This window comes from Streptomyces cupreus (assembly GCF_014257025.1).
Taxonomy (GTDB): domain Bacteria; phylum Actinomycetota; class Actinomycetes; order Streptomycetales; family Streptomycetaceae; genus Streptomyces; species Streptomyces cupreus.
The window spans coordinates 90605-103153 of sequence record NZ_JACMSF010000015.1 but is presented as its reverse complement, the minus strand read 5'-3'; the positions used below and the strand labels follow the sequence as shown (position 1 = coordinate 103153).

Genomic DNA, 12549 nt, shown 5'->3' with positions numbered 1-12549 from the left:
ACTGTCGGACGGACGCCTCACTCTTCAGCCCGCCACCTGGATCAAGGAGCCCACCCGATGAGCGTCTGCACCACCTGCCACCAGCCCGGCATCCGTGTCTACGCCGAACACGACTGCCCCGGCTACCAGCCACTCACCCCCGGCGACATCATCCACGGCGACGCTGGCGGCGCCTTTGGCCAAGACCACGACGTGTGCGTGCGTGTCGAGGCGGTCGGCCCGGACTGGATCGTTGCCCGTATCCCCGGCAATCGGTGGGACGGCCCGTGGTTCGCGTATGGGCGCGCCCGGTTGGAGGCGTGCATCAAGGCGCGGAACGGCGGGTGCGTGGAGTGTCCGCTGCGTGAGGCCGAGCCGCCGCTCACCACCTGGAAGGAGACCCCCGGTGCCTGACCTGCGCGGCTGGATCACCCAGCAAATCGACCGCGTCGAGGAGACCGCGCGCCTCATCGCACCGGGCGGCTACGAGCCCGACGAATGGCGCACCGAACCCTCCCGCTCCGGCAGATGGGCGCAGATCGTCGCCTACTCCCGCACCCTTGGCGAGCCGCCCGAGGCCGCCGTGCGTGAGAGCGATCAGCCCGTGGCGCTCGTCCAGACGGGCCGGAACGAGCACCTGCTGATCGCGATGCACGACCCCGCCGCCGTGCTGCGCCGCTGCGAAGCCGACCGCCGCATCCTCAACCGCCACCGCCTCAACCCCGACGTCCACCACGAACCCGCCTGCCTCGGCTGCGGCACCTACGGCGACATGGAACTCTCCGAAACCGACAACCTCAACGAGTGCCCGGAGCTCCTCGACCTCGGCTACGCGCACGGTCTCACCCCGGAGATCCTTGCCACCCTCGACCAGCCCGTACCCTCGCCGATGCCGCCGCGCCCCGAGCCGGGCCCCGGTATCCGGATCGGCCGGCTGCGTGCTGCTGATCTCATGCAGATGTCGGAGGTGCCGCCCGCGTTGCGCGGCCCCAACTGGAAGAGGACGCCGTGAGCCACAACCCGAATCCGAGGCTCACACCGCCACGGACTCCCGTGCCACCGCCCCCGCCGCCACCTCCGCCGAAGCCCTGCTCGTGCGGCTGTCGATGCAGCTGCGAGCTACGGCCGTGACGTGGCCCGGGGAGATCCTGTCTCCGCGTCTGCCGCTCGGTGCCCGCGCCCGCTTCTACGCCGAGCGTCGCATCGACAGCCTCTGCGCGTGGCTGTGCGGGCACCGCTGCACTCTCGCGGCCGAGCTGCTGTGGCGGGCCTGCCGCATGTGGTGACGCAGCCGGGTGACAGCTCGAACGAACAACCACCCCCACGCCACCTCGCGCCACACCCGCGCCGCACCGTAGGTTGATGCCCGTGCCCGGCGGAACGGGACCGCGACCTGATGCATTACGCCTCGTGATGTGGTCACCAGATCCGCCGGGCGCAGTCGCGTCCTGGCCCGGCTTGACGGCCGTGGCATCCTGAGCGTGCGGCCTGGTCTCCTGCTGCTGCACCCGGCCGCCTGCTACAGCACGAAGCGCCCCCGTCGTCCTCGATGCGACGGGGGCGCTGCTGTGTGCGGCTACTCCTGCGGCTCGCTCTTCGGCGGCTTCCCCTTCACGTCCGTCCGCCACCCCGGTCGTGTGATCCGGTTCCGGAAGTACGGCGCCGCGAGCCGGTAGTCGACGGCGTTTGAGCTTCCGATCTTTACCACGGGCGGGAAGTCCGGATCTTCACGCGAGATCTTCGACAGGCGCTGGTGAGAGATCGTCTCAACGATCCCCTCCTCAACGAGTCTTCGCGCGAGTTCGCGGAACGACACCATGTCCGGCCCTCCTTCGGCCTCGCCCATGGGCACCATCCTGTCTGACCCTGTTGCCACGTGGCAACAGGGTCGGCTACGGTCGTACTCGGTAAAGGGAAAACCCCTCGACCCACACGGAGCGGGAACTCCGGGCCGAGGGGCGGACCCTCTCTCACTGCGACGAAAGAGCAGGTCCTGACCGTGGATGGTATCCGCGAGACCCAACCACAGCCCACCCCCACGCCTCACCCCCTGCGCGCTGTGGCCCGCCACGCCGTGAACCTCCTCCACCTCACCGCCACCGTAGCCACCGGCATCACCGTGCACCTCGCCACCGCCCCCCACCTGCCGGCCATCCCCACCCCCACCGGCGCCCTGCCGACAGCCTGGTTCGCCGCCCTCGCCGCCACACTCGCCGCCGGCCTCGGACTCGACCACCTAGCGAGCAAGGCCCACACCGCACTGCGCCGCACCTGACCCCGCCAGACCGCCGTCCCCGTCGCGCATCCGTTCCCCCACGGCCGCGACGGGGGCGGCTCGCCCGCTCCCAGGAGAGCACCGTGAAGAACCCGCCCACCCCGGGCAGCCAGGACACCCCCCGCATCGTCCAAGGCGCCCGCCTCCTCGCCGCTCTCTCCGTCATCTGGTCCGGCTACGCCATCACCGACCTCATGCACTCCGGCCCCTGGGGACTCACCGTCGCCATCGCCGGCGACATCGGCTGGATCACCGTCCTATGGGCCGAAGCCAACCGCGTCCGCATCGCAGGCCGCACCTGGCCGGCCGCCGCCGCAGGCTGGCTCATCGCCACAGGCGTCGGCGGCCTCCTCGCCGTGCACGGGGCGCAAGGCCCGGACGGCTCGTGGGCGAAGGCGATGGCCGGAGTCCTCGTCATCACCGTCAGCAAGGTCGTATGGCTGTTCGCCCTTGCCGCGACCGTCGACCCGTCCGCGCTCACCCCGGAGCAGGAGCAGGAGATCAACTCGGTGCGGCGGGAAGCGGAGTTCATCGCGCGACTCCAGCGTGCCCGCTCTGACGGGGAGATCGCCCGCATCGAGGAGGAGGCGCGGGCAGTCCTCGCCCGCGACGAGGCCGACTTTCAGATCGTGCTGGAGCGGATCCGTAAGCGCGCCGAGATCGATCGCCGCACCCCCCTCGCTTTCACCGCATCGACGTCTGCCACCGAACAGCTGGACGTGTTCGCCGATCGTGCCCCCGAGCAGCCGAACCTGCTGCCGAACGTGCTCGCGGCCCGCGCGAACACCGCTGGCGAACAGGTCGCAGGCAAGGCCGTCACCAGCCCGAATCAGCCGATCGGCGAGCCGAGCATGGCCGATCTCGTTCGCGAGCAGGTCGCGAGCACCACGAACAACCGCGACGCCGTCAACGCCGTCATGGCCGCCCGCCCGGACGCCAACCGCGACAGCGTCTCGGCCGCCGTCCGCCGCGAACGCCGCAAAACCCAGGGCTACGCCTGAGCCCCGCCCGCCACCAGCACCCACAGGAGTAGCCCATGGCCACCAACGCCGCCCGCAACCTGCACACCGTCCCGACGAGCGGAACCCGCAAGACATCCAGCACCAAAGCCCGTCAGCAAGCCCGCCAGCGCAAGACCGCTAACAGCACCACGAAGAACCGCACCACGAACAAGCAGCGCAACATCCACATCCACGTCCACAAGACCGGCAACCAGAGCGGCGCGGGCGGGGGCGCTGCCGGGAACTGGTCCCGCAGCAGCCCCATCGGCGACGCCGAATTCCTCTCCGCCGGCCACGTCCGCGCCTTCGCCGAACGCGGCCGCAAGGCCATGCGGCAGGCCGCCATGGACTTCTCCTACGCCCACGAGGCGCTGCGCGCCGTGCTGCGGGAGGTGCCGCCGCCACAGGGCGAGCACCGCGGCCAGATGTACATGAAGGCCAACCGCGTTGCCCGCTCCCTGAAGCGGGCCGCGAACGCCGCGCAGGCCGCCAGCGCGCACTCCGCCCGCACGTGGCCCGCCTATCTGCGGGAGTACGAGCCGTGGATCAACGCCATGGGCGGCCCGAAGCCGCAGACCCCTCAGCGCCACAACTTCGGAGCGTGATCAATCATGATGGCAAGGCGTGACCAGGCCGAACAGCCCGAACTTGCCCCTGCTCGGGTGCGGAACGGGCTGTTCACGTTCCTGTCGGACAAGGCGATCCAACACTCGGCGCCGTTCGCGGTGTGGCTGGCGGAGTGGCCGGTTGCCGCGGCCGCGCACTGGCAGTGGGGCGGCTCGGCGGTGGCCAGCGCGTTCCTGACCCTGTCCGCGGTCGGCATCACTGGCACCACCTGGTGGGCCGGTGTCGAGCACGGGCTGAAGCGGCAGCGACTGGCTATGGCTGTCGGCACCGCTGCCGCGGCGTCGTCCTGGTTCGCCGGGGCCGCAATCGGCGGCGCCACGACGGAGTGGGCCGTGAACTCCTGGCTGATGGGCGGGTTCACGATCTCGCTGGCGTGGGCGGTTAAGCGCTCCCTGCGAACAACGGAGAACACGCAGGCCAGCGGCAGCAGCGCCGAGAAGAGCCTGCTGGAGAAGATCGGCCTTGCCCGTGCGCAGGCCCGGCAGCCGAAGGTCGAGCCGAACAAGGTCACCGTGCCGATCGAACTCGACCGCGGTGCGCAGACCCACGACGACGCGGCCAAGGCCGCCAAGGGCCTCGCTGGTGTCGTGGGCGTGCCGGAGAGTGCCGTGCGCTGGGAAAAGGACCCCGAAGATGCAGGCCGCGGCCAGTACGTCATCGTCCCCGAGGACATGCTGAAGGAGCCCACCCCGTGGCCCGGGCCGTCCTGTCCCGGTGGATCCATCGCCGACGCCCCGATCCCGGTGGGGATCTACGAGGACGGCCCGACGTGCGCGATCTGGTTCAACGGCGACGAGGACGCGGGCCGCAACGCGCAGCACTACCAGGTCATGGGGATGACCGGCGCGGGGAAGTCGCAGGGCGGCCGGGTCGCGCTCGTCGACCTCATGACGCGCCGGGACGTGGCGCTGTGGCTGCTCGATCCGTCGAAGGGGCAGCAGACGTTCGGGCCGATCCTGCCGGGTGCGGACTGGGCTGCGCTCAGTATGTCGGAGTGCCAGGCCGTGATAGGCGTGCTCCCGAACGTGATCACCGCACGGGCGAATGAACTCGGTAAGCATGGCTTCGATCAGTGGACCGCAGAGGCTGGGGCCAGCCTCAACATGCCCTACATGGTGGTGTGGTTCGAAGAGGTCGCCAAGCTGTTCCGGGACGGCGTCGACCTCGCGCCGATCGCGCAGGAGGCCCGATCCGCAGGTATCTCCCTGGTGTTCTCGCTCCAGCGCTCCAGCCACACGAGCATGGACACTGACGTTCGGGCGAACATCGGCGGAGCTGGGGTGTTCGGCACGAACAGTGCCACCGACACCGGGTTCGCCCTCTCGGACGACACCATCGACGCAGGGGCCCGCCCGGAAGCCTGGAAGAACAACAAACCCGGCTACTCCTACTGGGAGGCCGCCGGCCTGGACGAGGAACGCTTCGCCACCCCCACCCGCACCTATCTCCTCGACAAGGGTGAAGCCGCGCAGGTTGTTGCCCAGTTCGGGCCGGTGCGTGCCCCCGATGCGGGCCCGGTCACCGCGGCTGCGGCCGGTCCGAAGTATGCGAACCGTAAGCGGTACGACTCCGCCGAGCAGGCCGCGGCCGAACAGCCCGTCGAAGCGGCCACCGGCGACCCCGACCTCAACGCGGAGGACATGGCGCTGCACGCCACGGACCCGGAGTACGCGGACCTGCACGTCGACATCGACCGGCCGCTTCCGCCCGTCCCGGAGGGTATGGACGTGCCGCTGCCCCAGCCCAGCGGCTCGGGGCGTGAGATGAGCCGGGAGGGGGCGCTTCAGGAGCTGGAGGACGTCCTCAACGAGTTCGTCGACAAGGGCCGACTGGAGTTCGGGCCGAAGGACATGACCCCCCACCTGGCCCGCATCGGGAAGTCCGCGAGCTGGGTTCGGAAGGAGTTCCGGAGCCTCGAAGCCCGTGGCGTTCTGTCCACCACGGATGAGGCCGGGATCTACCGCATCAACGTCGCACAGCCCGTCTGACCTGCACGAACAGCACGGAACAGGGCCTGCACAGCGGGCCCTGGCGGCGGAACAGCCCGCTGCACAGCACCGCACAGTCCCTCACAGCCCGATGACCAGCAGGAACGGCCGAACAGGACTGTGAGGCGCACCGCACAGCGCCACCCCAAACCCCCTATACGCGCGCGCGAGGAACCGGCACCGAACAGCCGGCCTCACAGCGCACCGAACAGCAGCCCCGGGAGAGCCTCGTGAAGACCGCCGCACTCGCCGCCGACACCATCCGATGGCTCTGCCACGGCGCCACCGCCTACGGCGCGCTGTGGGTCGGAGGCAGCACCTGGCCCACCCCCGTCGCTGTCACCGTGATCTGCGTGGGCGTCGGCGTCGACTACGCCGTCACGCGTCCGCTGAGGTGGGCGTCGGACTGGCTCACCTCCAACACCCACGTCTGAGGGGAACCTTCGATGCCCACCCGCAAGCGGCGCCGCATAAGCGGCTGGACGATCGCCGGCCTTGCCTTACTGGCCTACCTCGCCCACCAATGGATCACCGCGCACCCCTTGTTCGGCGTGCTCATCCTCGCCGTGCTTGCCGTGGCTGCCGTCACGCTCGGCGTGGCCCGCTTCCGCGGCCTGCTGCCCCGTATACGCCGCCCGCTCGCGCTCGCCGCGGACCCGCACCGGATGAGTCCTGGCGAGTTCGAGGAGTTCCTCGCCCGCCTGTGTGTCCGTGACGGATGCACCCGCGTGCAGGTGGTGGGCGGGGCGAACGATCACGGCGCGGACGTCCTGTACGTGGACCCGCACGGCCATCGTGGCCTGATCCAGGCGAAGCGGTACGCGCCCGGCAACAGTGTCGGCAACGAGCACGTGCAAATCGTCAACGGCACCTACCGCGACGCGCACGGCTGCGCGCATGCGGCGATCGTCACCACCTCGCACTTCACCGAACCGGCGCGCGCCTTCGCGAAGCGGGTCGGGATCTGTCTCGTCGACCACTCCCGGCTCGACCGGTGGGCGCGCGGCTACGCGGCCGCCGCACCCTGGAACTGAACGGAGAACCCCTGATGTCTGCGCTGCCTGAGCGATACCAGCGCTACGCCCACCCCGGGCAGCCGGCCGTCCGGCTCGGCGAGGTCGAGCTTCGCGACGACCGTGACCCGGTCGTGTACGTGCCGGACGCCTACGGGCAGATGGTGCCGATGCGCCGCTCCCAACTCCCCGCAGCACCGTCCCGGACCGAGCCCCGCGACCTCGCACCGCAGCCGCTCCTCGACCCGGTCGCGCAGCGCATCCTCAGCGGCGGCCTCGGTGTGGGCGCGGCCGGCGCCGGACTCGGCTGGGGTGCCGGTCAGGTGTTCGCCGGGATGGCGCTGATGGGCACGTCCGGTCTGCTGCTGTTTCTCGGTCTGCTGCTGGCTGCGGGGGTGCGTGGGCGGGGTGGCATGCACGTTCATCAGGAAGTCCACAATCATGCGCGCTGGTTCGGGAGGAACACCACGAACCTGTGAAGCCGCGTGCGACACTGGGTTCATCGTCAGTACAGGCCCCGCCTCGTTTCCCCCGTCGAGGCGGGGCTTCTGCGTTTCCGTTCCGTGCTGTCGGTGCCGGCGGCTACGATCCGGGCGCATCATTCACGCGTCCATTGGGGGGACCATGCGCCGCACCACTGTTCTGCTCGCCGCCTGCCTGCTGCTTGCCGGGGCCGCGGTGGGCTGTTCGAAGTCCGCCGACGAGGAAGCCAAGGACTGTGCCGCCGCGCTCGCGGAGCGGACCGGCGGTGATTCCGCGGACACGCCGACCATCAGCGAGGCTGAGGACCGGGTCGATGCGCTCGATGACACGCTCGCGGACATGGTCCGTTCCGGGTACGAGGGCGTGGCCGAGGACGCGTTCGACGCGGTGGAGAAGAAGACCCAGGAGGGTGGGAAGGGTAGACCGGAGGCGTGTGAGCCGCTCAGTGAGGACGACTACAACACGCTGCTGATGGCCACGGCGATTGATGGTCTGGGGTGGACGGGTGAGGGTGGGGAGTTCGACAAGCTGAAGATGGTGGAAGGTCTCGACTAGCGTTGTGGTCGTCGTGGCGAGGCCCCGCTCCGGAACGCGTCCGGGCGGGGCCTTCGTCATGCGGTGGGCCGCTGCCATCCTGAGTCGTTCACTGGGCGGGCGTGCCGGTCGCGTGGTGCGGGCCAAGCAGGGTCGTGTGGACCATGGTGGTTGAGGACGGCGCGCTTCGTCCGGCGTGCCCCGCAGCGGCACTGGAAGTACGCGTACAGGCCGCGTTGTTGCCAGTTCGGGTCGCGGTGGAAGAGGTGCGGCAGGCTCATGGTGTGGGTTCCTCGTCCGGGAGCTGGGGTTCTGGCGGGTAGTCCACGCAGTCTTTGGTGTGCTTGATCGCTACGTAGGTGCCGTTCGGGCCGGGGGCGACGATGCGGACGTCGAGGTTGTCGAGGGTGGCGTGGCAGTGGGGGCAGTCGACGTCGCTCATGTGGGCTCCTCGTCCGGGCGCACCGGGCCCGCGCTCGTAGCAAGCACCGCGCTCAAAACGGCGTCGGCCAGTTCGTAGATGCTCACCAGACCGTCGTATTCCGGCTCGTGATCCCATGGCTGTGGAGGCTCGCCGCCGGGTGTCTCCTTCTCCGACGCTTCCAATCGTTCGCGGATCGCGTCGGCGATGGCCTGGCGCAGGTGCCCGTGCGGGTTGATCGTCCCGTCGGCGTAGCGGGCTGGCTCGCTCATGCGTTCCTCTCCTCGTTCGGGGTGAGTCCGGGGAACGGGCGGCGCGTCCCCTCGATGGGCACGACGCGATCCCTGGGCTCCATCGGCGGCCCGGACTCGGCGGTCAGGGCGAAGTGCTCCGCGTCCACGTAGAGCATGTCGACGGTGTTGGGCTGCTCCTCGTCCTGGCACCCACACAGGCAGCTGTCGTCGTCCTCGCGGTGCGGGATCAGCTCTCCCCAGCGGCTCATGTGGTCTTCTCCTCGCTGCCCACCGGGCGCTCCGGCTTCCGATACGTCGGCCCCTCCTCGCGAGGCGGGTTGCCGGGCCCCCAGGTGAGGTCCCCGTGCGGTGTCTGCACGGTCTGGGGTTCATGCTCAGCGCGGGTGCGGGAGTCTCCGTTGATGCGGATGGCGATGCCCCGCGCCCGCTCGTGGTTCACCTTGGCCCACCGGCCGATCTCCCGGAACGAGTGGCCGTCGAGGCGAGCGGCGGCAATGTCCTCGTCGCGCTGCTGGTCGGCGCGTTCCACGGCCTGTGCTCGGCGGGCGAGTTGCTTCTCCCAGTCGGTCATGTCGGCCATGGTCTCACGGATGCTGTCTGATTCCTAGACGAGATTCGTCTAGGGAGTAGACAGGGTTGCCCACCTCTGTCATGCTCTAAGTGTCTAGAAAATAGACATCGCAACCGAGGGGGACCACATGAACGCCGCAGCCACCACCCACCAGCACACCAACTGCCTCCGCTGCGGCCGCACCCTCCGCAACCCCTCCCGCGACGGCTACGGCCCCAAGTGCCGCGCCAAGGTCCGCGCCGCCCGCGTCGACCTCACCGACTACAAGCCCCACCAGGTCCAGTCGGCCCGCGAACTCATCGAAGACGGCGCCATCATCCCCCTCCGCAGCGTCATCTTCATCGCCGTCAGCACCGACGGCGCCGAGACCTACCGCACCGCCCCCACCGCCTGCACATGCAAGGCCGGACTCAAGGGCACCCGCTGCTACCACCAGCTCGCCGCACGCATGCTCCTCGCCGCCTGATTCACCCGCCCGCGCACCACTGCCCAGATCGGAGCACCGTGGACACCACCACCCTCGCCGCCACCGTCGTCATCGGCGCCGCCCTCGTCCTCGCCCCCATCGCCCCCCAGCCCATCCGCGCCCTCAACACCCCCCTCCCGACCCCCGAGCCGGAGCCCGTCATCGAACCCGCCATCGTCGCCAACTACGACCACTACGGCACCCTCTGGGGCCACGACGCCGTCACCAAGACCGAGGCCGACCTTGCGCAGGCCCGCGCTCAGGGCCACGCGATCGACGAGTGGAACGTCACCGACCGCAACGGCAACCCGCTGCGCATCGTCCGCACCACCGACCCCACCTCCACATTCCTCGGCGGCATCGACATCTCCGTCATCCCGGTGGATGACGCCGCAACCACCCCGGAGCCGGAGATCCTGGAGACCGTGCCCGCCAACGGATGCCTGCTCGGCTACGACCGGTTCGCCATCACCCCCGGCGCGCCGCTGCCCGACGGCCGCACGATCGCCACGGTCGAGGACCCCCTCGGCTCGTGCTGGCGCGTCACCGACGACCAGGACGCCGTGCACTACCTGCACCGGTACGGGCAGTTGATCCGCTACACGTCCGGTGTCGTCGCGTTCATCGAGCCGGAGTGGGCGGGCTGGTCCTCCGACTGACCCCCGCATGGCCGAAGCCCCCTCGCCGCCGCCCGGCGAGGGGGCTTCTCCCTGCGCGCACCCTCACGGCCCACCGGCAGTTGCACGCATCGTTACCATCAAAACATGACCACCGGTAACGAGCCACCCACCACACCGGGCCCACCCGACGGCTCGGACACCACCCCCACACCCGAACAACTCCGCATGCGCGACGGCCGCAACCGCTTCACCCGCAACCCCGCCACCGCCGCCAACGACGCACGCGCCGCCCAACTCCGCGCCCAAGGCTGGACCTACCAACGCATCGCCGACCACCTCGGCTACAAGACCAAGACCGGAGCCATCGACGCCGTCAAACGCGCCGTCCGCGAAATCTGCGCCGACGGCGCCGGCGACCTCCTCGCCCTACTCCTCGAACGCGCAGAAACCCTCTACGAAGCCGCCATGGAGGTCATGGAGGCCAACCACGTCGTCGTCTCCCACGGCAAAGTCATCACCCTGCCCGGCGAGGACGGTGTCGAGCGGCCGCTCACCGACCACGGGCCCAAGCTCGCCGCGCTCCGTGAAGCCCGCGCCACCATCGACTCGATCGCCTCCCTGACCGGGTTGAAGAAAGCCAAGGTCGAACACTCCGGCGGCGTGAAGTACGAAGTCGTCGGCGTCGACCCGGAGCAACTGAAGTGACCACAGCGGTCGCGCACCGATACGAACCGCGCGGCGCGCCCAAGCAACTCTTCGCCCACCGCGGATCCGAAGTCCTCCTATCCGGGCCCGCCGGCACCGGGAAGTCCCGAGGCTGCCTGGAGAAACTGCACCTGATGGCGCTCGTCAACCCAGGGATGCGCGGCCTCATCGTCCGCAAGACCCGCGAGAGCCTCGGGTCGACGGCCCTGGTGACGTGGCGGGAGCACGTCGCGAAAGAGGCCCTGGAGACGGGGATCGTGTCGTTCTACGGAGGGTCGGCGGAAGAGCCTCCGCAGTACCGGTACGGGAACGGCTCCCGCATCATGATCGGCGGCATGGACAAGCCGACCAAAATCATGTCGTCCGAGTACGACGTCGCCTATGTCCAGGAAGCCACCGAACTCACCACCACGGACTGGGAGAACATCACCACCCGCCTCCGCAACGGCCGTGTCTCCTTCCAGCAGCTCATCGCCGACTGCAACCCAGACATCCCCACCCACTGGCTCAAGCAGCGCTGCGACATCGGCGCCACGACCATGCTGCACTGCCGGCACGAGGACAACCCGCGTCTGTTCAACGCAGATGGCACCCTCACGCCCGAGGGGCGCGAGTACATCAAGAAGCTGGACGCGCTCACAGGCGTCCGCAAGCAACGCCTCCGCCACGGCCTGTGGGTCGCAGCCGAGGGTCTGATCTACGAGGAATGGGACGACGCCGTCCACCTCGTCGATCCGTTCACCGTCCCGGAAAACTGGACGCGCTGGTGGACAGTCGACTTCGGGTTCACCAACCCGTTCGTGTTGCAGATGTGGGCAGAGGACCCGGACGGACGGCTGTACCTGTACCGGGAGATCTACCGCACGAAGCGTCTCGTCGAGGACCACGCAAGGGAGGCGCTGCGCCGCGTCCAGCGCTGCACCGGCTGCTGCCGCTCGAAAGCCGCCAGCCACGACTGCTTCGGCTGCGACGAATGCCACCTGGAGTGGACCGAGCCCCGGCCGCGGGCGGTGATCTGCGACCACGACGCAGAAGACCGAGCCACGCTGGAGAGGCACCTGAAGCTGTCGACGACCCCGGCGAAGAAGTCGGTGTCGGACGGGATCCAGCATGTGCAGTCGCGGCTCAAGGCGGCGGGTGATGGCCGGCCGCGGCTGTTTCTGGTGCGGGGCGCGGTCGTCGAGGTCGACGAGGCGCTCAGCGAGAGCAAGAAGCCCACGTGCACGGCGGACGAGGTCGTCGGATACGTGTGGGACCGGGGTACGGCGAAGGCGCAGGCCGAGGAGAAGCCGCCGAAGGAAGTGCCGGTGAAGGAAAACGACCACGGCATGGACGCACTGCGGTACATGGTCGCGGAGCGGGATCTTCGTGGGCGTCCGCAGGTCCGATTCGTCGGCTGACTTGTAGGGTTCCCACAGTCAACGCTCCGACGGGGCGAGAGGGGCGTAATCGTGACAAAGCAACATAATGGCAGGCTATGGCGCCGAGTGAACGAAGCGATGCCGGTTGTTCTTGACGCGACTGCGGCTATGCTCTTGTCAGGTTCCGCCATGCTCGTGCATGTCGTGGCCGGTGTAGCAGCCCTCGGCTTGTCGGTCATCTACATCAACCA

General features: G+C 69.4%; 20 protein-coding genes. 15 read left to right on the top strand and 5 right to left on the bottom strand.

Annotated elements, in window-relative coordinates:
• Positions 1 to 57: 57 nt before the first annotated feature.
• The 3 genes from H4N64_RS16450 (at position 58) to H4N64_RS16440 (ending at position 1265) form a co-directional block, all read left to right on the top strand.
• Positions 58 to 393 (top strand): hypothetical protein, encoded by a 336-nt coding sequence (locus H4N64_RS16450; protein WP_186283058.1) that lies wholly within the window; start codon positions 58 to 60, stop codon positions 391 to 393.
• Positions 386 to 991, top strand: coding sequence for a DUF6221 family protein (locus H4N64_RS16445; RefSeq protein WP_186283057.1), 606 nt, complete (start codon positions 386 to 388; stop codon positions 989 to 991). Before H4N64_RS16450 ends, H4N64_RS16445 begins: the two co-directional genes overlap by 8 nt.
• A 115-nt stretch (positions 992 to 1106) precedes the next feature.
• Positions 1107 to 1265 (top strand): hypothetical protein, encoded by a 159-nt coding sequence (locus tag H4N64_RS16440; protein WP_186283056.1) that lies wholly within the window; start codon positions 1107 to 1109, stop codon positions 1263 to 1265.
• Positions 1266 to 1555: 290 nt separating this feature from the next.
• Here H4N64_RS16440 and H4N64_RS16435 read toward each other — a convergent pair whose 3' ends face one another.
• The gene (locus H4N64_RS16435; protein ID WP_260859752.1) at positions 1556 to 1825 is read right to left on the bottom strand and encodes a hypothetical protein; all 270 of its coding nucleotides are present in this window, start codon (positions 1823 to 1825) and stop codon (positions 1556 to 1558) included.
• 213 nt (positions 1826 to 2038) lie between these two features.
• Between H4N64_RS16435 and H4N64_RS16430 the strand changes: the two genes are divergently transcribed.
• The 8 genes from H4N64_RS16430 to H4N64_RS16395 all read left to right on the top strand — a co-directional run bounded on the left by H4N64_RS16430 (position 2039) and on the right by H4N64_RS16395 (position 7921).
• The gene (locus H4N64_RS16430) at positions 2039 to 2254 is read left to right on the top strand and encodes a hypothetical protein (RefSeq protein WP_186283055.1); all 216 of its coding nucleotides are present in this window, start codon (positions 2039 to 2041) and stop codon (positions 2252 to 2254) included.
• An 83-nt stretch (positions 2255 to 2337) separates the two neighbouring features.
• Positions 2338 to 3255 (top strand): hypothetical protein, encoded by a 918-nt coding sequence (locus H4N64_RS16425; protein WP_186283054.1) that lies wholly within the window; start codon positions 2338 to 2340, stop codon positions 3253 to 3255.
• A 35-nt stretch (positions 3256 to 3290) separates the two neighbouring features.
• On the top strand, positions 3291 to 3860 hold the full coding sequence (traA, locus tag H4N64_RS16420; RefSeq protein WP_186283053.1) for a plasmid transfer protein TraA: 570 nt from the start codon (positions 3291 to 3293) through the stop codon (positions 3858 to 3860).
• A 6-nt stretch (positions 3861 to 3866) separates the two neighbouring features.
• Entirely contained in the window at positions 3867 to 5870 is a 2004-nt protein-coding gene (locus H4N64_RS16415; protein WP_186283052.1) for an FtsK/SpoIIIE domain-containing protein, read from the top strand.
• A gap of 230 nt (positions 5871 to 6100) precedes the next feature.
• On the top strand, positions 6101 to 6304 hold the full coding sequence (locus H4N64_RS16410; RefSeq protein WP_186283051.1) for a hypothetical protein: 204 nt from the start codon (positions 6101 to 6103) through the stop codon (positions 6302 to 6304).
• Between the two features lie 12 nt (positions 6305 to 6316).
• The gene (locus H4N64_RS16405; RefSeq protein WP_186283050.1) at positions 6317 to 6904 is read left to right on the top strand and encodes a restriction endonuclease; all 588 of its coding nucleotides are present in this window, start codon (positions 6317 to 6319) and stop codon (positions 6902 to 6904) included.
• A gap of 14 nt (positions 6905 to 6918) precedes the next feature.
• Positions 6919 to 7362 (top strand): hypothetical protein, encoded by a 444-nt coding sequence (locus tag H4N64_RS16400; RefSeq protein ID WP_186283049.1) that lies wholly within the window; start codon positions 6919 to 6921, stop codon positions 7360 to 7362.
• 145 nt (positions 7363 to 7507) lie between these two features.
• Complete coding sequence (locus H4N64_RS16395; protein WP_186283048.1) at positions 7508 to 7921, top strand: hypothetical protein; 414 nt, start codon at positions 7508 to 7510, stop codon at positions 7919 to 7921.
• Between the two features lie 256 nt (positions 7922 to 8177).
• Here H4N64_RS16395 and H4N64_RS16390 read toward each other — a convergent pair whose 3' ends face one another.
• Genes H4N64_RS16390 through H4N64_RS16375 form a run of 4 tightly spaced genes read right to left on the bottom strand, consistent with a single transcriptional unit; the run spans position 8178 to position 9155 of the window.
• The gene (locus tag H4N64_RS16390; RefSeq protein WP_186283047.1) at positions 8178 to 8342 is read right to left on the bottom strand and encodes a hypothetical protein; all 165 of its coding nucleotides are present in this window, start codon (positions 8340 to 8342) and stop codon (positions 8178 to 8180) included.
• Entirely contained in the window at positions 8339 to 8593 is a 255-nt protein-coding gene (locus tag H4N64_RS16385) for a hypothetical protein (protein WP_186283046.1), read from the bottom strand. The genes H4N64_RS16390 and H4N64_RS16385 overlap by 4 nt, the downstream gene beginning before the upstream one ends.
• Entirely contained in the window at positions 8590 to 8823 is a 234-nt protein-coding gene (locus H4N64_RS16380) for a hypothetical protein (RefSeq protein WP_186283045.1), read from the bottom strand. Before H4N64_RS16380 ends, H4N64_RS16385 begins: the two co-directional genes overlap by 4 nt.
• On the bottom strand, positions 8820 to 9155 hold the full coding sequence (locus H4N64_RS16375) for a hypothetical protein (protein ID WP_186283044.1): 336 nt from the start codon (positions 9153 to 9155) through the stop codon (positions 8820 to 8822). The genes H4N64_RS16380 and H4N64_RS16375 overlap by 4 nt, the downstream gene beginning before the upstream one ends.
• Positions 9156 to 9273: 118 nt before the next feature.
• On the opposite strand from H4N64_RS16375, the gene H4N64_RS16370 reads away from it, so the two are divergent.
• The 4 genes from H4N64_RS16370 to H4N64_RS16355 all read left to right on the top strand — a co-directional run bounded on the left by H4N64_RS16370 (position 9274) and on the right by H4N64_RS16355 (position 12337).
• A complete protein-coding gene (locus tag H4N64_RS16370) occupies positions 9274 to 9612 on the top strand; it encodes a hypothetical protein (RefSeq protein ID WP_186283043.1) in 339 nt (112 codons plus the stop codon).
• A gap of 38 nt (positions 9613 to 9650) precedes the next feature.
• Positions 9651 to 10271, top strand: coding sequence for a hypothetical protein (locus H4N64_RS16365; RefSeq protein WP_186283042.1), 621 nt, complete (start codon positions 9651 to 9653; stop codon positions 10269 to 10271).
• Positions 10272 to 10376: 105 nt separating this feature from the next.
• Positions 10377 to 10937 (top strand): hypothetical protein, encoded by a 561-nt coding sequence (locus H4N64_RS16360; RefSeq protein ID WP_186283041.1) that lies wholly within the window; start codon positions 10377 to 10379, stop codon positions 10935 to 10937.
• Complete coding sequence (locus H4N64_RS16355; protein WP_186283040.1) at positions 10934 to 12337, top strand: phage terminase large subunit; 1404 nt, start codon at positions 10934 to 10936, stop codon at positions 12335 to 12337. Before H4N64_RS16360 ends, H4N64_RS16355 begins: the two co-directional genes overlap by 4 nt.
• Positions 12338 to 12549: the final 212 nt, after the last annotated feature.